Source organism: Neorhizobium sp. JUb45 (assembly GCF_004343585.1).
Taxonomy (GTDB): Bacteria; Pseudomonadota; Alphaproteobacteria; order Rhizobiales; family Rhizobiaceae; genus Neorhizobium.
In genome coordinates this window covers 750753-770123 of the sequence record NZ_SLYW01000002.1, presented here as the reverse complement: position 1 = coordinate 770123, position 19371 = coordinate 750753, and the positions used below count along the sequence as shown (strand labels likewise).

Here is a 19371-nt window from a genome sequence, read left to right as displayed (position 1 = left end):
CCTGACATAGAGACGGCGGGCGAGGATGTAAACCCCGCCCGCCGCTTCGAACCTAAGCCATGAATGGATCAGAACAAACCGCCGGCACCCGAGGTGACCGCCTGCTGCGCCTGCGGCGACGTGCGCAGGATTTCCTCGGCCGGCATCGTGTCTTCCATGCCGATCACGCTGAACGTGTCGGACGGGCCGGTGCCGGGTTTGAAGGCTTCGACGATCGTGTCCGGCTCGCCTTCGTTGGCGAACATGCCGGTCTTGCGGTTGACGGCGATGAACTGCATGCCCTGCGGCACCTGGAATTTTCCGGCTTCACGGGTCTTTTCGGCCTTTTCGATAAAGTCCGCGAAGATCGGTGCGGCGAGGCTGCCGCCGGTCGCGCCGCGTCCGAGCGTCGCCGGGTTGTCGAAACCGATATAAAGTCCGGCAACGAGATCCGGCGAGAAGCCGACGAACCATGTGTCCTTGCTGTCGTTGGTCGTGCCGGTCTTGCCGGCGATCGGACGGTCGGCAACATGGATCTTGCCGGCAGCCGAACCACGGATCACCACGCCTTCGAGCATGGACGTCACCTGATAGGCGGTCATCGGGTCGAGAACCTGCTCGCGATTGTCGGCCAGAACAGGCTCTTCCTGATTTGCCCAGCTGTTGGCGTTGCAGCCTTCGCAAGTGCGCTCCTCGTGACGGAAGATCGTCTTGCCGTAACGGTCCTGAATACGGTCGACCAGCGTCGGCTTGATCTGCTTGCCGCCATTGGCGATGACCGAATAGGCCGAAACCATGCGCAGCACGGTGGTTTCGCCGGACCCCAGCGCCATCGGCAGGTAAGGCGCCATCTTGTCGTAGATGCCGAAACGCTCGGCATATTCGGCGACCAGATCCATGCCCATGTCCTGCGCCAGACGAACGGTCATCTGGTTGCGGGATTTTTCGATACCGGTGCGCAGCGTAGAAGGACCACCGCCATCTTCGCCACCATAGTTGGTCGGGCGCCAGACCTGATTGCCGGACACGACCTCGATCGGCGCATCCATGATCACGGAGGCCGGCGTATAACCATTGTCCATGGCGGCCGCATAAACGAACGGCTTGAACGACGAACCGGGCTGGCGCATTGCCTGCGTGGCGCGGTTGAATTCGGACTGGGCGTAGGAGAAGCCGCCGACCATGGCCAGAACGCGGCCGGTATGCGGATCCATCGCCACCAGCGCGCCCTGCACCTTCGGCGGCTGGCGCAGACGGTAGAAGCCCTGCTTGCCGGTAAGCGGCTCAACATAGATGACATCGCCGGCCTTCAGCACACCTTCGGGCGAACGCGCCGTCTTGCGCTCGCCGGCTGCGTCACGATAGGCCCATTTCATGTTTTCGGCGTCGATATGACCGCGCTCGCGCTCATCGACCACCTTGCCGCCGGCTGCCGTTTCAGGCTGCAGGCCGATGTCGACACCGGTGGCCGAAACCGCCGTCACGACAGCAAGCTTCCATTCAGGCACGTCACGCAGCGAGGGCAGCTTGGCCAGTTCCGGGCCCCAGTCGCCGCTGGCGGCAATCTGCTTGACCGGACCATGGAAACCGCGGCGCTCGTCATAATCGACCAGACCACGCTGCAAGGCGGCACGCGCCTGCAGCTGCATATTCGGATCGATGGAGGTGCGCACCGACAGGCCACTCTCGTAAAGGGCCTTGTCGCCATACTTGCCGATGATCTGGCGGCGGACTTCCTCGGCAAAGAAATCGGTACCAAGCAGCGACGGGCCGCTCCGGCGCAGGGTAACGCCCAGCGGATGGGTCTTCGCCTCGGTCGCGTCTTCGACGGTAATGTAGCCATTTTCGGCCATGCGATCGATCACCCAGTTGCGGCGCTCGACGGCGGCCTTCTCGTGGCGGAACGGGTGATAGTTGGCGGGGCCTTTCGGCAACGAGGCGAGATAGGCCGATTCGGCGATCGTCAGCTCGGTCACCGACTTGTCGAAATAGGTGAGTGCTGCGCCGGCAATGCCGTAGGAGTTCATGCCGAAAAAGATCTCGTTCAGATAAAGCTCGAGAATCTTGTCCTTGGAATAGGTCTGCTCGATACGGAAGGAGAGAATGGCTTCCTTGACCTTACGGTCCATCGTCTGGTCGGCAGAAAGAAGGAAGTTTTTCGCGACCTGCTGGGTGATGGTCGAAGCGCCTTCAGGACGACGGCCGGAGCCGATATTCTGCAGGTTATTGACGACGGCACGGCCGAGACCGGTGATATCGACACCCGGATGATTGTAGAAATTCTTGTCTTCGGCCGAAAGAAACGCCGCCTTGACGCGATCCGGCACGGCCTGGATCGGCAGGAACAACCGGCGTTCGCGGGCATATTCCGCCATCAGCGCGCCGTTGCCGGCATGAACGCGGGTGGCGACCGGCGGCTCGTAGGAATTCAGGACTTCATAATCCGGCAGATCGCGGGTCACGCCGACCAGATAAACGGCCGCTGCGGCCGCAACTGCGAGAAAGAGCACGCAGCCCAGTCCGAACATGTATCCAATCAATCTGATCATCAGGCGCTACCGTCTATCATCGTAGGGTGCAAAAAAGCACAATCGCATATTTTCTGGCGTTTTGCACGGAGAGGCCGAGAGTACAAGCCTTTGCGCGCATTCGCGACTTCTGCGCCCTCAAGCATTACGGGCACACTCAAAATCGTCGCTATTCGTATGGCGTCGAATAACCGTTCGAATGTGCGTAAAATAGGGCTTGGCCACGTTAATCCCATGACATCCCGACAGAACAGGCTGTCCGGCGCGCCACATGTTGCAAACTCATCACGATCGCGGCACCGATAAACTTCGTCTATCAGCCGCCGTCCGCCATGGCGCGCCCGCGATATTGCAGAACGGCATCGGCAATCAGCCCGGTCACCTTTTCCCGCCATTTCTCATCCAGCAACAGTTTCTCGTCATCGGCGTTCGACAGAAAGCCCAGCTCCAACAGCACGGAAGGAATGTCGGGCGCGCGCAAAACCTGGAAACCGGCCGAACGACGCGGATTGTTGATAAGCCCCACCTGCCCCTCGAAAGACGTCACAACCCGGTCGGCAAGCGAAATCGAAAAAGCCTGGGTTTCGCGGCGCGTCAGGTCCATCAGGATATCGGCCACCTCGGGCGGTCCATCCTGCAGGCTGTAACCGGCCAGCTGGTCGGAGAGATTTTCGCGCGCCGCAAGGTTTTCCGCCATGCGGTCGGAAGCCTTGTCGGACAGCGTATAGACCGTCGCGCCGCGAATATCCTTTTCGCGCAGCGTGTCGGCATGCAGCGAGATGAACAGGTCGGCCTTGCCCTGGCGCGCGCGCGTCACCCGCTCCGAGAGCGACAGGAAATGATCGTCCTCGCGCGTCAAGAATGCCTTCATGCCGGCCTTGCCATCGAGCTTGGCCTGCAAATCCTGCGCAAAGGCAAGCGTAATGGCTTTTTCCTGAACCTTGCCGTCGGCGCCCGTCGCACCCGCATCAATGCCGCCGTGCCCCGCGTCGATGGCGATCGTAAAAACGTCGTCCTTCGGCTCGATTGTTGAAACCGCGTTGATATCGCCGGGCGCGTCCCATACCTGCTTGCGCACCATCTCGACAAATGCCTTGTCGGTGGTCATCTCGGCGTCGAGCACAAGACGGTAGCCGTGATCGTCGTTTTTCTGCACTTCGGCCATGACGAGCTTGACCGGACGTATGGCAGTCAGCACGAGGCGGGCATTCGCCTCCCCCATCGCGCCATATCGGATATCCTTGAACAGGCCGCGCGCCGTCAGATCCTGGGGCGAAAAACCAAAGGCGGTTGCCGGCAGATCGATGACCACCCGGTCGGGATTGGAAACGTAGTGCACGGAAAAGGTCGGCTTTCCGTCGAAATCCAGCACGACACGGGTGCGGGCATCGTCACCGGCAATGCGGGCGCCGAACGCGAGCAATGGCTGCGCGGCTGGCTGATCGGTCGCTGCGGCCCGCGCCTGAGGCACGCCCACCGCCAAAAACCCGCCGCAAACAACAGCGGCCAGTGAAATCATGGAGGCCAAGCCAGCACGGCGAATCACCGCGCCGCAGCCAAACAATCCGCCAACGCGCGACATGTCAGTTTTCATTCTCGCCGCCAATGCTGCTCCAAACTTCCGAATGAGCGCTCGAAGCGCCTTTCCACAGCCTGCTGATACCACGTCGGGTGTTGCCCTCGATACAGTCAGATCAGCTCTACCAAGAGTGGCAAAATCGATATTCCGCACGATATCTGGAGTTTTTTGTTCGACTTCGATGTTTTTTCGCCGATTCCGCTCGCCGAATGCGAGGGTTGCACCATATTTCACGCGCCTTAGCCCTGTCACGAATCATGATCCATGGCTGTCATATAACAAGGCGTAGGAATTGATCTACAATAAGGCGCGGCCGGCTTTTCCCTTGCCATAGCAACAATTAAAACATAAAAGACAAAGAAGGGTCAAAGTGTTGACGGGATAGGACTGCCACGGGCAGCCAGCCGATAAGGACCTGGCGCCATACACGGGCATACATCCGTCGTCGCTGCACTTTGCCTCTGAAACACTATCCGCACCGGCGGTGGCCGGAACAGTACCCAGTCGCGGGCATCGTATCGCTCGCACGGAGCATATTCATCGGACCCGCATGGGTCTTCACGTATCGTCATTCTCGTCTGGTCTTAGATGTCGCGGCACGTTTTTCAAAACCTGGAGATGCTGAGGGAGCCGAAAGCTCCGCCGGCTATCGGGTTGCGGTCGCCACGGAAGCGCCTTGCGGGAATCATCTTATCCGGCGCAACAACCGCGACGCATGATCGGCCTGCCCTTGCGGCAGGCATCCGTGCCCCTGCGCGCTTGCGCCGAGGAGCACATATTCAATGGCAGACAAAATGCTCATCGACGCGTCTCACGAAGAGGAGACGCGGGTCGTAGTCGTCCGGGGTAACCGGATTGAAGAATTCGACTTCGAATCGCAACACAAGAAGCAGATCCGCGGCAATATCTATCTCGCCAAGGTGACCCGCGTAGAGCCGTCGCTTCAGGCAGCCTTCGTGGATTACGGCGGCAACCGTCACGGTTTCCTCGCTTTTGCTGAGATCCATCCTGATTATTACCAGATCCCGCTGGCTGACCGTCAGGCCCTGAAACAGGCCGAAGCGGAAGAGCAGCAGCGCATCGCCGATGCTGATGCCGTCGATCCGATCGTTGACAACGTTGTCGACCCTGGCCTGCAGGATCAGCCGGATGTCGGCGTGCCGGCAGCTGTGGTCGAGCAGGTTGAAGCCGCGCTCGGCGAAGAACCCGCCGCAGAAGAAGCGCAGCCGGAAGCCGCAGCCGAGGTTGTTGCCGAAGAAAAGCCGAAAAAGCCGCGCCGCAGCCGCGCTCGCAAGAAGGTTGCTGAAGAAGCACCGGCGGATGCAGAAGCCAGCGCTGAAGGCAATGACGACGACAGCACGCCGGGTGAAATGGCTGCCATGGTCGAGACCGATTCGATTTCGGAAGAAGTCGAAACCCGCGGTCGCCGTCGCGACGACGACGATGATGACGACGATGACAATCACGAGAAGGAAGAAATCGAATCCGTCGGCGCTGAAGACGCCATGGAAGAGGTTCCGGATCGCATCCAGCGCAAGCCGCGCAAGCAGTACCGCATTCAGGAAGTCATCAAGCGTCGCCAGATCCTGCTCGTTCAGGTCGCCAAGGAAGAACGCGGTAACAAGGGCGCAGCGCTCACCACCTATCTGTCGCTGGCCGGCCGTTATTCTGTCCTGATGCCGAACACGGCACGTGGCGGCGGCATTTCCCGCAAGATCACCCAGCCGACCGACCGCAAGCGTCTGAAGGAAATCGCACGCGATCTCGAAGTGCCGCAGGGCATGGGCGTGATCCTGCGCACCGCCGGCGCCAACCGCACCCGCGTCGAAATCAAGCGCGACTTCGAATACCTGATGCGCCTGTGGGAAAACGTCCGCACGCTGACGCTGCAGTCGACCGCACCCTGCCTGGTTTACGAAGAAGGTTCGCTGATCAAGCGGTCTATCCGCGACCTGTATAACAAGGACATCAACGAGGTCATCGTTTCCGGCGAAGAAGGCTATCGTGAAGCGAAAGACTTCATGAAGATGCTGATGCCGAGCCATGCCCGCGTCGTTCAGCCTTACCGCGACATGCACCCGATCTTCTCGCGCTCCGGTATCGAAGCGCAGCTCGATCGCATGCTGCAGCCGCAGGTGACCCTGAAGTCCGGTGGCTACCTGATCATCAACCAGACGGAAGCGCTGGTTGCCGTCGACGTCAACTCCGGTCGCTCCACCCGCGAGCACTCGATCGAAGACACTGCTCTGCAGACCAACCTGGAAGCGGCTGAAGAAGTTGCCCGCCAGCTGCGCCTGCGCGACCTTGCAGGCCTGATCGTCATCGACTTCATCGACATGGAAGAAAAGCGCAATAACCGCGCTGTCGAGAAGAAGCTGAAGGATTGCCTGAAAAACGACCGCGCCCGCATCCAGGTCGGCCGCATCTCGCATTTCGGCCTTCTGGAAATGTCGCGCCAGCGCATCCGCGCTTCGGTTCTGGAATCGACGACGCAGGTCTGCTCGCATTGCGGCGGCACCGGCCACGTCCGTTCGCAGTCTTCCGTTGCCCTGCACGTCCTGCGCGGCATCGAAGAGTATCTGCTCAAGAACACCACGCACGACATCACCGTGCGCACCACGCCGGATATCGCGCTCTACCTTCTGAACCACAAGCGTCAGACGGTTATGGATTACGAGAAGCGCTTCGGCGTCTCGATCTTCATCGAATCCGACCACAATGTCGGCGCAACGCATTTTGCCATCGATCGTGGCGAACCGGTGGAAAACCCGGTCAAGATCGAAAGCCTGATGCAGTTTGCGTCCATCCCGGTCGAGGACGAGGATGACGATATCGTCATCGAGGACGAGATCGACGAGGACGAAGAAGATATCGTTGAAGTCACCAGCGCGCCCGCCGCTCCGGCGCAGGCCCGTAATGACGACGACCAGAACGGCCGCAAGCGCAAGCGCCGCCGCCGCCGCCGCAACAAGAACGGCGAACGCAATGGCGATGCGCAGGCGCAGTCTGCCGACGACGACAGCATTTCCGGTGATGCCGATGAAGACGGCGAAGAAGGTGACGACGACGCCACCGAAGGTCAGTCTTCTGCCGACGCAGCCGAAGGTGATGAAGGCGCACGCCGCAAGCGTCGCCGTCGTGGCAAGCGTGGCGGTCGTCGCAACCGCACGGACGAAGACGGCAATGTCGTCGAAGGCTCCGGCGAGGATGATGGCGATAGCGAAGCTGCCGTGATCGCAGCAACCGGCGAACAGTCCGACGATGCAGCAACGGCTGCTGTCGAAACGCAGGTCGCTGAAGCTCCGGTTGCCGAGGTTGAGGCGGAAGCCCCGGCCGACGCCAAGAAGCCGCGCCGCACGCGTCGTGGCAAGGCTGCCGCGTCTCCGGCCGAAGAAGTCGCTGTCGCAGAAGTCGCGGTCGTAGAAACCATCGTCGAAAGCGAACCGGCTCCGGCTGCTCCGAAGGCACGCGCTTCCCGCAAGAAGGCTGCTCCCAAGGCGGATGCCGTTGTCGAAGCTCCGGTCGCAGTGACCGAAGAAGCCAAGCCTGCAGACGTCACGCCTGTTGCAGCCGTTGAGGAAGCGCCTGCAGTGGTCGAAGAAGCCGAACCGGCCAAGCCCGCCCGTGCGAACCGTGGCGACGCAGTGTCCTCTTCCGATCCGGTGATCAAATCCACCGCCCCGGAAAAGCCTGCGGAAGGCGACGACAAGCCGAAGAAAGCCGGCTGGTGGCAGCGCCGCGGCTTTTTCTAAGCCGTAAAAATCAAACATCTGAAACGGCCGCCATCGTGCGGCCGTTTTTGCATCTTCATAGGCCTTTTACGGTACAGGCGGAAACGCGCCGTTTTTGCGGTTTCCACATGGGCGGCGCTGGCTTACTCTTGCCGACCACGAACATTGATTTGAGACAGGACGAAGATGACCATCAAGGCCCCTACTCTCCGCACGACCGTTTTTGCGCTCATGGGTGCCACGGTGCTGGCGACATCAACGCTTATCAGCGTCAAGCCGGCTGCCGCCGAAATGACCGAAGCACAGAAGACGGAAATGGGCGCCTTCGTTCGCGAATACCTGATCGCCAACCCGGAAGTCCTGATCGAGGTCCAGCAGGCCTATGAGAAGAAGCAGTACGAAAGCCGCCTCAGCCAGGCCGGCGCGGGTATTGCCGAAAACAAGGACGCGATCTTCTCCGACAAGAACGACATCGTGCTGGGCAATCCGAAGGGTGACGTCACCGTCGTCGAGTTCTTCGATTACAATTGCGGTTACTGCAAACACGCGCTCGAGGACATGGACGCCATTCTGGAGAAGGACAAGGATGTCCGCTTCGTGTTGAAGGAGTTTCCGATCCTCGGGCCTGAATCCGTTGCCGCGCATCAGGTGGCCAATGCCGTGCGCCTGACCGCACCTGAAAAATATCCGGATTTCCATCGCAAACTGCTCGGCGGCGAGACACGCGCCACGGAAGAGACGGCAATGGAAGTCGCGACCTCGCTGGGTCTCGATGAGGCGAAACTGCGCCAGTCGATGAAGGACCAGCCGAACGACAACAACGTCAAGACGACCTACCGTCTGGCCAACGCGCTCGGCATTACCGGCACGCCCTATTATGTCGTCGGCAATGAAGCGCTGATCGGCGCCCAGGGTGCCGATGCCATCGAGGAGAAGATCGCCAACATCCGCAAGTGCGGCAAGGCAAGCTGCTAATCGCAGCCTGCCGCCGTTTTCGCGCCCCTTGAAAGGCCGGATGCCCGGTTATGCACGGGTTTCATGGCCGGGGGCTTTCCCTTGACGTTTCAGCGGTCTATAGGTGGCCCAGATTTTTCGACGGAACACTTGATGAGCAAGACGATTTTCGTCCTCAATGGGCCCAATCTCAACATGCTTGGAAAGCGTGAACCCGGCATCTATGGCGCCGGCACGCTGAAGGATGTTGAAAACCGTTGTATTGCGGTCGGCAAGGATCTCGGTTTCGACATCGATTTCCGCCAGAGCAATCATGAAGGCGTTCTGATCGACTGGATCCACGAGGCAGGCGAGAAGGCTGCGGGCGTCGCATTTAATGCCGGTGCCTACACACACACTTCGCTCGCTCTCCATGACGCCATCAAGGCCATCACCGTTCCGGTGGTCGAAGTGCATATCTCGAACGTGCATGCCCGCGAGGAAATCCGGCATCATTCGATGATTGCGCCGGCTGCCAAGGGCGTCATCTGCGGCTTCGGCCCGACGAGCTACATTCTCGCGCTGCATGCCTTAAAAGACATAACCAGCTGAAAAAAGACAACTACGTATAGGGTTTGCCATGTCTGAAAAGAAAAGCGGTATCGACAAGGTACTGATCCGCGATCTCGCCAACATCCTCAACGACACCGATCTCACCGAGATCGAAATCGAACAGGACGATATGCGTATCCGCGTTTCGCGTTCCGCTCCGCAATATGTCCAGGCACCGGTCATGGCCGCTGCTCCGGCCGCCGCTCCTGTTGCTGCAGCCCCGGCTGCTGCCGCTGCGCCTGCCGCATCGCCGCGTGACAACAAGAACGCCGTCACTGCCCCGATGGTTGGCACCGTATATCTGTCGCCGGCACCGGGTGCTGCCGCCTTCATCCAAGTCGGCGCCACCGTCAAGGAAGGCCAGACACTCCTGATCATCGAAGCGATGAAGACGATGAACCAGATCCCGTCGCCGCGTTCGGGCGTCGTCAAGGAAATCATCGTCAACGACGCACAGCCCGTCGAATACGGCGAACCGCTCGTCATCGTCGAATAACGCATAGGTCAGCCTGATGGTTTCCAAGGTCCTCATAGCCAATCGCGGCGAAATCGCGCTTCGCGTTCTTCGCGCCTGCAAGGAACTCGGCATCGCGACCGTTGCCGTGCATTCGACGGCCGACAGCGATGCCATGCACGTCCGCCTCGCCGACGAGAGCGTCTGCATCGGCCCGCCGCCGTCGCGTGACAGCTACCTCAACATCCACCAGATCGTCGCCGCCTGCGAGATCACCGGAGCGGACGCTGTCCATCCCGGTTACGGCTTCCTGTCGGAAAATGCCAAGTTCGCCGATATTCTCGACGCGCACGGCATCACCTTCATCGGACCGACCGCCGATCACATCCGCATCATGGGCGACAAGATCACCGCCAAGAAGACGGCGCAGGAACTCGGCATCCCCGTCGTTCCGGGTTCCGATGGCGAAGTTCTGCCGGAAAATGCGCTGGAAGTTGCCCGCAAGATCGGTTTCCCGGTCCTGATCAAGGCGACGGCCGGCGGTGGTGGCCGCGGCATGAAGCTTGCCCAGAGCGAAGCCGATCTGGACGAAGCCGTATCGTCGGCCCGTTCCGAAGCGCTTGCCGCTTTCGGCAACGATGCCGTCTACATGGAAAAGTATCTCGGCAAGCCGCGCCACATCGAAATCCAGGTTCTGGGCGACGGTGAAGGCAATGCGGTGCATCTGGGTGAACGTGACTGCTCGCTGCAGCGCCGCCACCAGAAGGTCTGGGAAGAAGCAAACTCCCCTGCCCTGACGGTCGAGCAGCGCATGAAGATCGGCGAAATCTGCGCGGATGCCATGCGCAAGCTGAAATACCGCGGTGCCGGCACGGTCGAATTCCTCTACGAAAACGGCGAGTTCTATTTCATCGAAATGAACACCCGCCTGCAGGTGGAGCACACGATCACCGAAGCCATCACCGGCATCGACCTGGTGCATGAGCAGATCCACATTGCCTCCGGCAAGGGTCTGTCCGTCACTCAGGAAGACGTGGTGTTTTCCGGCCATGCCATCGAGTGCCGCATCAATGCCGAGGATCCGCGCACGTTCGTGCCGTCGCCCGGCACGATCACCTATTACCACGCACCGGGTGGTCTGGGCGTTCGCGTCGATTCGGGCGCTTATGCCGGCTACAAGATCCCGCCTTTCTATGACAGCATGATCGGCAAGCTGATCGTGCATGGTCGCACCCGCGACGAATGCATGATGCGCCTGCGTCGCGTGCTCGACGAATTTGTCGTCGATGGCATCAAGACGACGATCCCGTTGTTCCAGGATCTGGTCGACAACCCGGATATCGCCGCTGGCGATTACGACATTCACTGGCTGGAAAACTATCTGGCCGGTGGCGCAGACAAGGCGCACTGATCACAATGGCAGGCGGCCGCAGGAGAAAAGATCCGACCATTACCGCGGATATTCTCCTGCGAGCCTATTCCATAGGCCTGTTTCCCATGGCCGATTCGGCAGACGACCCGGAAATCTTCTGGGTCGAGCCTGACCTGAGGGGCATTATCCCCCTCGACACGTTTCACGTCTCGAAAAGCCTTTCCAAAGCCATCCGCAAGGCGCCGTTCGAAATCCGTTTCGACACTGCCTTTGCTGCCGTCATGGACGGCTGCGCCGAAGCCGTCGAGGATCGGCCGAGCACCTGGATCAACTCTACCATCCGCGCGCTCTATACCGAGCTCCACGGCCTCGGACACGCCCATAGCGTCGAAGCGTGGGAAGGTGGCGAACTGGTAGGCGGACTTTACGGCGTTTCGCTGGGAGCGGCCTTCTTCGGCGAGAGCATGTTCTCCCGCCGCACCAATGCATCGAAGATTTGCCTCGTGCATCTGGTCGAGCGTCTGCGCCGCAATGGTTTTCGACTGCTGGACACGCAATTCACCACCGATCACCTCAAGACATTTGGCGCGATCGACGTGCCCAAGGCGGAATATCTGGTGATGCTGCAGGCGGCCGTCGAGCCGCCGCATCTGGCGTTTTGATAATTTTAAAGTGAGTTGCCGGCCGCGCGATCAGTTGCCCGGCGTCGGCGCCGGCACGTCGGACTTGTCCTTGCAGCCCGTCAGCCAGATATCATAGATCGGGTGTTCGACGGCGTTGAGACCGGGGCTGTCGGCAAACATCCAGCCGGTAAAAATGCGGCGGATCTTGCGGTCGAGCGTGATTTCATCGACTTCGACAAAACCGTCGATCTTCTGCGCTTCGGTATCGTCGCGCGAATAACAGACCTTTGGGGTCACCTGAAGCGCACCATATTGTACCGTCTCGTTGACATAGACATCGAACGAGGTGATGCGGCCGGTGATCTTGTCGATGCCGGCAAAGACCGCGACCGGGTTCTCAAGGCGCGCTGCATCCGCCGTTTGCGGCGCGATCAACGGCAAGGCGCCGAACAACACACCGGCCAACAGCTTTTGCGAAAACTTCATCGACAAAGACAATCTCATCAATCTACTCGTGGGACGCCCCCTCTTTTCCGGAGGCATACGCTCACGCGTAGTCAGGGATTATGGCCAAAAGCCGAAGGCAGTGGCCGTTTGCAGACCCGGCACTTGGGCCGGGTCGCGTAGATCAGCCCGACAGGCTCAGTTGCCCGGCGTCCAGGCGTCATAGTCGCCGGTGACGCGCGGACGTTCGCCAGCGCCCGAAAGCGAGCCCTGCGGACGGTAAGCGGCAGCCGAACCGGTCAGGTTGGGCTGATGCGGCTTTTGCCATTCGCGCGGCTTGTAGTCTTCCTTGGTCGGCGGGGTGTCGGTGCGGTAATGCATCCAGCCGTGCCAGCCCGGAGGAATGGCCGAGGCTTCGGCATAACCCTTATAGATCACCCAGCGACGCGGCATGCCCCAGGAGGTCATGGTGCCTTCGTAATAGACATTGCCGAGCTCGTCTTCACCGACGCGCTTGCCGTGTTTCCAGGTGAAGAAGCGCGTCCCGATCGTCTGACCGTTCCACCAGGTAAAAATCTGCAGAAGAAGAGTTTTCATTGTTTCCGTCGGCCTCAAACGAGAGAGGGAATTTCAGGTGTGAGCTTATGCAATCTCAAGCCGCTTATGTCCAGAGATTCCAAACTGGCATCACTTCTATTTCAGCTTCATCTTGAATCCGGCATGGGTCTTTTCGAAGCCATGGCGTTCATAGAAGCGGTGCGCATCACTGCGGGTGGCATTGCTGGTCAGTTGAGCCAGACGGCAATCGCGCCGGCGCGCCTCTTCCACCGCATATTCGACCATCGCCTTGCCTATGCCACGACCGCGCACATCGGGTCGCGTCTGCACGGCTTCAAGGATCATCGTCAGTGAGCCGCGACCGGTCAGCGTGCGGGTAAACAGCAGCTCGAACGTGCCGACCACCTCGCCACCAAGCTCGGCCACAAACAGGTTTTCGTTCTGGGAGGCGTCGATGACATAAAAGGCCTTCAGGTAATCCTCGAAGGCTTCAGGGTCGGTGGTATCGCCATGGCCGCCCTTGTCGTCGGCTGCGAACATCGCGATGATATCCGGCAGATCGGTTTCGCGCGCCCTGCGAATGATCAGGTCCGTTTCGCCCATGACAGTATCCTCCCTCGCCTGCGCATCGCTGCCGGTTATTGCGGCAGCCGCTTTTCCATCACCACGGCCGGCAGACCGGAATTCGGCCCACCGAACTCCTCCATACGATCGACTTCGACAAATCCAAGCCGGCTGTAGAAGGATATGGCGCGTTCGTTCTGGAGGGCCACCTCGACACGCATGATTTCCGCATCGGGAAAGCAGGTTTCGAGTTCGGCGAAGAGATCGCGGCCAACGCCATCGCCCTGCGCGGACGGTTTGACGTAGAGCTGATGCAGCATCACCGTCTTGTCCATCTTGGGATAAGGTGCCGCAAAACCCATGCCACCGATGTCGCGTCCGCTGTCGGCCACCACATACTCACCGCCCTTGCGGCCTATCCGTTCCGTGATGGCGGAAGGCGAGTTCCAAGCCTTCAGCAGCTTTTCCACGGCATCGACACCGTAAAGTCCGTCATAGGTGGCGTGAAAGGTCTCGATCAGGAGCTTGTGCACCTGATCGACGTCCTTTGGGCCAGCGGTTCGAACGAAGTAGACCATCAGGTCTTACTCCTCGATGCCGAGCTTTGCCTTCACCAGCGCCTGAACGGCCTGCGGGTTGGCCTTGCCGCCGGTGGACTTCATCACCTGACCGACGAACCAGCCGGCAAGCGTCGGCTTGGCCTTGACCTTCTCGACCTGATCCGGGTTGGCAGCAATGATTTCGTCCACAGCCTTTTCGATGGCACCGGTGTCAGTCACCTGCTTCATGCCGCGGGCTTCGACGATTTCCGCCGGATCACCACCTTCGGTCAGCACGATTTCGAAGAGGTCCTTCGCGATCTTGCCGGAAATGGTTTCGGACTTGATCAGATCGATAATGCCACCGAGCTGAGCGGGCGAAACCGGAGTCTCTTCAATGTCTTTGCCGATTCTGTTCAAGGCACCCAGCAGGTCGTTGATGACCCAGTTGGCGGCAATCTTGCCATCACGGCCTTCGGCGACGGCTTCGAAATAATCGGCAATCGCCTTTTCCGAAACCAGAACCGAGGCGTCGTAGATCGAAAGGCCGAGTTCAGCGACGAAACGCGCCTTCTTGTCGTCCGGCAGTTCGGTCAGGTCGGCGCGCATCGCGTCGATGAAGGCATCGTCGAATTCCAGCGGCAGCAGGTCCGGGTCGGGGAAATAACGGTAGTCGTGTGCATCTTCCTTCGAGCGCATCGACCGCGTTTCGCCCTTTCCCGGATCGAACAGGCGGGTTTCCTGATCGATCACGCCACCGTCTTCCAGAATTCCGATCTGGCGGCGCGCTTCATATTCGATTGCCTGACCGATGAAGCGGATGGAGTTGACGTTCTTGATTTCGCAACGCGTGCCAAAACCTTCGCCCGGACGGCGTACGGAAACGTTAACGTCGGCGCGCATCGAACCCTCGTCCATGTTGCCGTCGCAGGTGCCGAGGTAACGCACGATCGAGCGCAGCTTGGTCATATAGGCCTTGGCTTCGTCGGACGAACGCATGTCGGGCTTCGACACGATTTCCATCAGCGCCACGCCGGAACGGTTCAGGTCGACGAAGGACATGGTCGGATGCTGGTCATGCATCGACTTGCCGGCATCCTGCTCCAGATGCAGACGCTCGATGCCGATCTCGATATCCTCGAACTGGCCCTGACGGTCCGGACCAAGCGAGATGACGATCTGGCCTTCGCCGACGATCGGGTCCTTGAACTGCGAGATCTGGTAGCCCTGCGGCAGGTCGGGATAGAAATAGTTCTTGCGGTCGAAGATCGAGCGCTTGTTGATCTGCGCCTTGAGACCGAGACCGGTACGCACGGCCTGGCGCACACATTCCTCGTTGATGACCGGCAGCATGCCCGGCATGGCGGCATCGACCAGCGAGACGTTGGCATTGGCCGGCTTGCCGAATTCGGTCGAAGCGCCGGAGAACAATTTCGAATTCGACAGGACCTGCGCATGCACCTCCATGCCGATGATCACTTCCCAATCACCGGTAGCACCGGGAATGAAGCGTTTCGGGTCGGGGGTACGGACGTCGACTAGGGTCATCTTATGCTCGTCAATTGGTCTCTGAGATAGTTTCTGGAGGTAGAGCATATGACGCCAAGGCGCAAGCACATGCCCTCTCCTAGCGGCAAAACAGCATCGAAGAATGCGACAGAAACTTAACCGGCAAAGGTCATCATGCGCAAATGCAACTCGGACAGCCCTTCACTCTCTTCCTGATCTACCTGCTCTTCAACGTCATCGTCTTCTGCGTCTACTGGTGGGACAAGCAGGCGGCGATCGAAGGCGAATGGCGGGTGAGCGAAAACACCCTGCTGACACTCGCATTTCTGGGTGGAAGCCTTGGCGCCGTTTCCGCGCAACGGCTTTTGCGGCACAAGACGCGCAAGGAACCGTTTCGATCAATCCTGATGACAATCGTCGGACTACATGTCGTCATCGCAGCCTTTTGGCTGTTTGCGCCGGCCGGCACGCTGGCGAGACTGCTTACCCTGATGGAATGATCAGAAGCTCGGCCCGTAAGTGCTCGGCTCTTCGATGGCCAACTGTTTGGACAGGCCGACGGACTGAACATCCTGATCGATCTTCGGTGAATAGGCGACCGACAGCCAATTGACGGCATAACCGTTCTTTTCGAAAAACCCGACGGCATCGGTATTACGGGCATGGGTTTCGAGCCTTGCAACGACAAATCCCTGCCGCAGGATTTCCTGCTCGACCTCTTCCAGCAATGCCGTTCCGACGCCCTGCCGCTGATAGGCGGGATCCACCCAGAAATCGGTCACGGTCTCATCCAGCCCTTCACGCGCCGCCCAACCCGCGACTGCGCCATCCAGTTCTGCCACCGTGATTGTCAGCCACGAAGACCGGGTAAAGTTTTCAAAGGCGATTTCGGCATTGGCGTGCATTTCGGCAGTAGCGCCAATCGGCGCCACCGCCTGCTCCCAGGCGCGAACACCGATTTCCCTCAAGATTGCTGTTTCGTCGTCACGCGCATTGCGAATGCTGATCATGGCGGCCCCTGCTACAATGACGAGTAGACCACCGCGATACCCGTTTGGCCAGCGCAACATGTCTTGACGATCCGCAACCCGGCTTGACGGCAGTGGAAAACCTGTAAAAATGCCATCATCGTTCCAGGAGTTTTGATGTCCTCGAAAGAGACCCGGTAAGGGGCCGGCCCGCTTCGCTGCCGCCGGCCCAGACAAAAACGATCCACACCGACGCACATTCGCGCCGGCAACGTTTTTGCATGCCTTCTCAAAGGCATTCCCGGACATCACATCATGGATATTTCCCGCGCCGAACAGCGCATTCTCCACCTGCTTGCCCAGGGCGGACGGATCGAGATTACCCGCGACGACGATCGCAAAATCGAGAAACTGAAACTCATCACCCGCGAGGGCTGGGCCTTCTCCCGCCTCGACCTACCGACCTTTCGCAAGCTGAAGCAGAAAAAGGCAATCCGCTCTGAGGGCGGCAAGCCGTATCGCATCACCGAGAGGGGGCTGGTGCTGGTGCGGGCGGAGCAGGATAATCGGTAGGTAACGATGGCGGGCGCTCTGCCGGCGTCCGCCATTTTCAATACGGCAGTTGGCTGAACTCCGGTTTCAGAGTATGTTCGCCGTCATGAGCGAGTTAAAGGAAGACCTCAGCTTTAAAGAACTGACCGAGCCGCAGGCACCCGCCAGCGACCCGGACTATCTCGCATGGAAAGAACGCAAGATCAGAGCCGCACTGAAGCAGGCCGAAGATCGCTCGTGCATGGTGCCCGCCAAGACCGTGTGGGAGAAATTTGGACTTGAACGTTAATCTCACGCCGCTGGCCATTGCCGACCTGAGACACATTCATCGTCAGATTGCCAAGAATGATCCTATGGCTGCCGATCGCGTCATATCGCGCATTCGGCAGATCATCGAAATCTTTGAAAGTTTTCCATTGATGGGCCGTGTCGGCGACATGGAAAACACGCGTGAATTTGCGATCTCGGGGCTGCCTTATACAATCGTTTACCGCATCATATCCGCCAGCGAACTCGACATTTTGACGATTGTTCACAACAGACAAAATTATCCACCACAGCCCGACTGACGCTTTATGAACTGCCGATAAGCGCCACCCGCATCGCCGCCCATTCTTCCGCAAACGATCCGGCCACAACCGGCTTACCCGCGCGCCGGTACCAGTAACCGGCATTCCATTCGTCGCCTTCGATGCGGTGGCAGAGCGCATGTCCCCAGTCGAATTCCGCCTTGCCTTCATGCGCCTGGCAGAGATCGTGACCGGCTTCCCATTCCGGGCCCATGGCGAAGCCGGCGGCCGCGAGACGATCAAAGGCTTCAACAAGGGTCAGCAGCGAATTCACCAGACATCCTCCCTCAGCACCCCTAAAACAACTTCCCCGACCACAAGGTGATCGGCGACAGTCATTTCCCGAATTTTTAGCCCGCTTACCACCACTTGGCCGGCGTGAACTTGCCGGCTGCCTGTTCGATGACATGGGCGGTGCGGAACAGCGTTTCCTCCTCGAAAGGCTTGCCGATCAGCTGCAGGCCGAGCGGCAGGCCCTTGGCGTCGAGACCGGCCGGAACGGCGATGCCCGGCAGGCCGGCCATGTTCACCGTCACGGTAAAGATGTCGTTGAGGTACATGGCGACCGGATCCGCAGCCAGCGCTTCGTCGGCAATGCCGAAGGCAGACGACGGTGTGGCCGGCGTCAGGATGGCATCGACACCAGCATGGAAAGCCAGTTCGAAATCGCGCTTGATCAGCGTGCGAACTTTTTGCGCCTGCAGGTAATAGGCATCGTAATAACCGGCAGACAGAACATAGGTGCCGATCATGATGCGGCGCTTGACCTCGGTGCCGAAACCGGCGGCGCGGGTCTTTTCGTACATGTCGGCAATGTCCTTGCCGTCGACGCGCAGGCCGTAACGAACGCCGTCATAACGGGCAAGGTTGGACGAGGCTTCTGCCGGTGCGACGATATAATAGGCCGGCAGCGCGTATTTGGTGTGCGGCAGGGTGATGTCGACGATTTCTGCGCCGGCATCCTTCAGATAGGCAATGCCCTTCTGCCACAGCTTTTCGATGTCTTCCGGCATGCCGTCGACACGATATTCCTTCGGAATGCCGATCTTCATGCCCTTGACCGACTGGCCGAGAGCCGCCTCATAATCAGGGATCGGCAGATCGACCGAGGTCGTGTCCTTGGCATCGACCGATGCCATCGACTTCAGAAGGATGGCGGCATCGCGCACGTCGCGGGCAATCGGGCCGGCCTGATCGAGCGAGGAGGCAAACGCAACCGTGCCCCAGCGCGAGCAGCGGCCATAGGTCGGCTTGATGCCGACGGTGCCGGTGAAGGCTGCCGGCTGGCGGATCGAGCCGCCGGTGTCGGTGGCGGTGGCGCCGGCGCACAGATGCGCTGCAACGGCTGCGGCCGAACCGCCGGACGAACCACCCGGAACCAGCTGCTGGTTCGAACCTTCAGCCTTCCACGGGTTGATGACCGGGCCGTAATACGAGGTCTCGTTGGACGAACCCATGGCGAACTCGTCCATGTTCAGCTTGCCGAGCATGACTGCGCCATCGTCCCAGAGGTTCTGGGTGACAGTCGATTCGTACTTCGGCTCAAAGCCATCGAGAATGTGGGAGCAGGCCTGGGTGTGCACGCCTTCGGTGGCGAACAGGTCCTTGATGCCCAGCGGAATGCCTTCCAGCGCGCCGGCCTTGCCGCTCGCGATACGTTCGTCGGACGCCTTTGCCATGGCGCGCGCCTTGTCCGGCGTCACGGTGATATAGGCGTTGATCGTCGCGTTGGCGGCATCGATGGCGCCGAGATAGGCGTCGGTCAGTTCGACGGCAGTGATCGCCTTCGAGGTCAGCTTGTCACGGGCTTCGGCAATGGTCAGGCTGGTGAGTTCTGTCATGGGTGCGGCTTTCGGA

At 59.8% G+C, this 19371-nt stretch carries 20 protein-coding genes; 10 read left to right on the top strand and 10 right to left on the bottom strand.

The genetic code is table 11. The annotated features are described in order from the left end of the window. Window positions 1–68 precede the first annotated feature (68 nt). Both EDF70_RS10505 and EDF70_RS10500 read right to left on the bottom strand, forming a co-directional pair. Window positions 69–2528, bottom strand: a complete 2460-nt coding sequence (locus tag EDF70_RS10505) for a penicillin-binding protein 1A (RefSeq protein ID WP_132273274.1) — start codon at window positions 2526–2528, stop codon at window positions 69–71. Window positions 2529–2823: 295 nt separating this feature from the next. Next, window positions 2824–4101: an N-acetylmuramoyl-L-alanine amidase gene (locus EDF70_RS10500; protein ID WP_245519112.1), complete on the bottom strand. Its 1278-nt coding sequence runs from the start codon at window positions 4099–4101 to the stop codon at window positions 2824–2826. Window positions 4102–4868: 767 nt separating this feature from the next. Between EDF70_RS10500 and EDF70_RS10495 the strand changes: the two genes are divergently transcribed. The 6 genes from EDF70_RS10495 (at window position 4869) to aat (ending at window position 11850) form a co-directional block, all read left to right on the top strand. Next, window positions 4869–7838, top strand: coding sequence for a ribonuclease E/G (locus tag EDF70_RS10495; RefSeq protein WP_132273273.1), 2970 nt, complete (start codon window positions 4869–4871; stop codon window positions 7836–7838). A 165-nt stretch (window positions 7839–8003) separates the two neighbouring features. Next, entirely contained in the window at window positions 8004–8792 is a 789-nt protein-coding gene (locus tag EDF70_RS10490; protein ID WP_132273272.1) for a DsbA family protein, read from the top strand. Between the two features lie 132 nt (window positions 8793–8924). After that, window positions 8925–9362, top strand: a complete 438-nt coding sequence (gene aroQ / locus EDF70_RS10485; protein WP_132273271.1) for a type II 3-dehydroquinate dehydratase — start codon at window positions 8925–8927, stop codon at window positions 9360–9362. A gap of 28 nt (window positions 9363–9390) precedes the next feature. Next, entirely contained in the window at window positions 9391–9858 is a 468-nt protein-coding gene (gene accB, locus EDF70_RS10480) for an acetyl-CoA carboxylase biotin carboxyl carrier protein (RefSeq protein WP_132273270.1), read from the top strand. 16 nt (window positions 9859–9874) lie between these two features. Then, complete coding sequence (gene accC, locus EDF70_RS10475; protein ID WP_132273269.1) at window positions 9875–11227, top strand: acetyl-CoA carboxylase biotin carboxylase subunit; 1353 nt, start codon at window positions 9875–9877, stop codon at window positions 11225–11227. Window positions 11228–11232: 5 nt separating this feature from the next. Further along, entirely contained in the window at window positions 11233–11850 is a 618-nt protein-coding gene (gene aat, locus EDF70_RS10470) for a leucyl/phenylalanyl-tRNA--protein transferase (protein WP_132273268.1), read from the top strand. 30 nt (window positions 11851–11880) lie between these two features. Here the strand turns inward: aat and EDF70_RS10465 are convergent, their stop codons facing one another. The 5 genes from EDF70_RS10465 to gatB form a co-directional block, all read right to left on the bottom strand. Continuing rightward, a complete protein-coding gene (locus EDF70_RS10465; RefSeq protein ID WP_132273747.1) occupies window positions 11881–12297 on the bottom strand; it encodes a DUF2155 domain-containing protein in 417 nt (138 codons plus the stop codon). A 156-nt stretch (window positions 12298–12453) separates the two neighbouring features. Continuing rightward, a complete protein-coding gene (locus EDF70_RS10460) occupies window positions 12454–12852 on the bottom strand; it encodes an NADH:ubiquinone oxidoreductase subunit NDUFA12 (protein ID WP_132273267.1) in 399 nt (132 codons plus the stop codon). A 96-nt stretch (window positions 12853–12948) separates the two neighbouring features. Next, complete coding sequence (locus EDF70_RS10455; RefSeq protein WP_132273266.1) at window positions 12949–13416, bottom strand: GNAT family N-acetyltransferase; 468 nt, start codon at window positions 13414–13416, stop codon at window positions 12949–12951. Between the two features lie 35 nt (window positions 13417–13451). Further along, on the bottom strand, window positions 13452–13955 hold the full coding sequence (locus tag EDF70_RS10450; protein WP_132273265.1) for a GNAT family N-acetyltransferase: 504 nt from the start codon (window positions 13953–13955) through the stop codon (window positions 13452–13454). 6 nt (window positions 13956–13961) lie between these two features. Next, window positions 13962–15464 carry an Asp-tRNA(Asn)/Glu-tRNA(Gln) amidotransferase subunit GatB gene (gene gatB, locus EDF70_RS10445; protein WP_132273264.1) on the bottom strand — a complete coding sequence of 501 codons (1503 nt, stop codon included), beginning with the start codon at window positions 15462–15464 and terminating at the stop codon, window positions 13962–13964. A gap of 143 nt (window positions 15465–15607) precedes the next feature. Between gatB and EDF70_RS10440 the strand changes: the two genes are divergently transcribed. Beyond that, window positions 15608–15925, top strand: a complete 318-nt coding sequence (locus EDF70_RS10440) for a DUF1294 domain-containing protein (RefSeq protein ID WP_132273263.1) — start codon at window positions 15608–15610, stop codon at window positions 15923–15925. Here EDF70_RS10440 and EDF70_RS10435 read toward each other — a convergent pair whose 3' ends face one another. Then, the gene (locus EDF70_RS10435) at window positions 15926–16435 is read right to left on the bottom strand and encodes a GNAT family N-acetyltransferase (RefSeq protein ID WP_132273262.1); all 510 of its coding nucleotides are present in this window, start codon (window positions 16433–16435) and stop codon (window positions 15926–15928) included. Between the two features lie 273 nt (window positions 16436–16708). Between EDF70_RS10435 and EDF70_RS10430 the strand changes: the two genes are divergently transcribed. From EDF70_RS10430 to EDF70_RS10420, 3 genes are all read left to right on the top strand, one after another. Then, the gene (locus tag EDF70_RS10430) at window positions 16709–16966 is read left to right on the top strand and encodes a YjhX family toxin (protein ID WP_132273261.1); all 258 of its coding nucleotides are present in this window, start codon (window positions 16709–16711) and stop codon (window positions 16964–16966) included. Window positions 16967–17039: 73 nt separating this feature from the next. Then, window positions 17040–17234, top strand: coding sequence for a hypothetical protein (locus EDF70_RS10425; RefSeq protein WP_132273260.1), 195 nt, complete (start codon window positions 17040–17042; stop codon window positions 17232–17234). Next, a complete protein-coding gene (locus tag EDF70_RS10420; RefSeq protein WP_348639718.1) occupies window positions 17218–17514 on the top strand; it encodes a type II toxin-antitoxin system RelE/ParE family toxin in 297 nt (98 codons plus the stop codon). The genes EDF70_RS10425 and EDF70_RS10420 overlap by 17 nt, the downstream gene beginning before the upstream one ends. Window positions 17515–17518: 4 nt before the next feature. Here EDF70_RS10420 and EDF70_RS10415 read toward each other — a convergent pair whose 3' ends face one another. Then, on the bottom strand, window positions 17519–17791 hold the full coding sequence (locus tag EDF70_RS10415) for a hypothetical protein (RefSeq protein ID WP_132273743.1): 273 nt from the start codon (window positions 17789–17791) through the stop codon (window positions 17519–17521). Between the two features lie 82 nt (window positions 17792–17873). Continuing rightward, window positions 17874–19355: an Asp-tRNA(Asn)/Glu-tRNA(Gln) amidotransferase subunit GatA gene (gene gatA, locus EDF70_RS10410; RefSeq protein ID WP_132273259.1), complete on the bottom strand. Its 1482-nt coding sequence runs from the start codon at window positions 19353–19355 to the stop codon at window positions 17874–17876. Window positions 19356–19371: the final 16 nt, after the last annotated feature.

Excerpts from the sequence above, each read along its gene's own strand:
- EDF70_RS10495 (WP_132273273.1), top strand. The coding sequence starts at position 4,869 with ATGGCAGACAAAATGCTCATCGACGCGTCTCACGAAGAGGAGACGCGG.
- gatA (WP_132273259.1), bottom strand. The coding sequence starts at position 19,355 with ATGACAGAACTCACCAGCCTGACCATTGCCGAAGCCCGTGACAAGCTG.
- EDF70_RS10465 (WP_132273747.1), bottom strand. The coding sequence starts at position 12,297 with ATGAAGTTTTCGCAAAAGCTGTTGGCCGGTGTGTTGTTCGGCGCCTTG.
- EDF70_RS10435 (WP_132273262.1), bottom strand. The coding sequence starts at position 16,435 with ATGATCAGCATTCGCAATGCGCGTGACGACGAAACAGCAATCTTGAGG.
- accC (WP_132273269.1), top strand. The coding sequence starts at position 9,875 with ATGGTTTCCAAGGTCCTCATAGCCAATCGCGGCGAAATCGCGCTTCGC.
- EDF70_RS10505 (WP_132273274.1), bottom strand. The coding sequence starts at position 2,528 with ATGATCAGATTGATTGGATACATGTTCGGACTGGGCTGCGTGCTCTTT.
- EDF70_RS10455 (WP_132273266.1), bottom strand. The coding sequence starts at position 13,416 with ATGGGCGAAACGGACCTGATCATTCGCAGGGCGCGCGAAACCGATCTG.
- EDF70_RS10440 (WP_132273263.1), top strand. The coding sequence starts at position 15,608 with ATGCAACTCGGACAGCCCTTCACTCTCTTCCTGATCTACCTGCTCTTC.
- aroQ (WP_132273271.1), top strand. The coding sequence starts at position 8,925 with ATGAGCAAGACGATTTTCGTCCTCAATGGGCCCAATCTCAACATGCTT.
- accB (WP_132273270.1), top strand. The coding sequence starts at position 9,391 with ATGTCTGAAAAGAAAAGCGGTATCGACAAGGTACTGATCCGCGATCTC.
- EDF70_RS10425 (WP_132273260.1), top strand. The coding sequence starts at position 17,040 with ATGTTCGCCGTCATGAGCGAGTTAAAGGAAGACCTCAGCTTTAAAGAA.
- EDF70_RS10430 (WP_132273261.1), top strand. The coding sequence starts at position 16,709 with ATGGATATTTCCCGCGCCGAACAGCGCATTCTCCACCTGCTTGCCCAG.
- EDF70_RS10460 (WP_132273267.1), bottom strand. The coding sequence starts at position 12,852 with ATGAAAACTCTTCTTCTGCAGATTTTTACCTGGTGGAACGGTCAGACG.
- EDF70_RS10500 (WP_245519112.1), bottom strand. The coding sequence starts at position 4,101 with ATGAAAACTGACATGTCGCGCGTTGGCGGATTGTTTGGCTGCGGCGCG.
- EDF70_RS10450 (WP_132273265.1), bottom strand. The coding sequence starts at position 13,955 with ATGGTCTACTTCGTTCGAACCGCTGGCCCAAAGGACGTCGATCAGGTG.
- gatB (WP_132273264.1), bottom strand. The coding sequence starts at position 15,464 with ATGACCCTAGTCGACGTCCGTACCCCCGACCCGAAACGCTTCATTCCC.
- aat (WP_132273268.1), top strand. The coding sequence starts at position 11,233 with ATGGCAGGCGGCCGCAGGAGAAAAGATCCGACCATTACCGCGGATATT.
- EDF70_RS10490 (WP_132273272.1), top strand. The coding sequence starts at position 8,004 with ATGACCATCAAGGCCCCTACTCTCCGCACGACCGTTTTTGCGCTCATG.